At 50.7% G+C, this 211-nt stretch carries 1 pseudogene; it reads right to left on the bottom strand.

The features are described from left to right. A pseudogene (locus tag B4E62_RS07825) lies at positions 1-211 on the bottom strand (RDD family protein); the annotation flags it as partial.

The following is a 211-nucleotide window of genomic DNA, read 5'->3' as shown; positions in this document are numbered from 1 at the left end:
TTACTGCTTGCCAACCATAGTGTTCGCCATTTGTTTGATGGCGATAACAGGATCTTTGGCATTAATCACGGGTTGGAGAATCACGGCGAGTTCGCTTTGGCGCTCGGCCGACAAAAATTTGCTGCGCTCGGCAAATGCGAGCAGTGCGCGTTGTTCATCGGTAGAAAAATCAGCAGGTACCGGCAATTGACCGCGCACTTCAAAACTGGGT

The sequence above is a fragment of the Cellvibrio sp. UBA7671 genome, assembly GCA_002483145.1.
Classification (GTDB): domain Bacteria; phylum Pseudomonadota; class Gammaproteobacteria; order Pseudomonadales; family Cellvibrionaceae; genus Cellvibrio; species Cellvibrio fibrivorans.
This window is presented reverse-complemented; position numbering and strand designations above follow the sequence as displayed.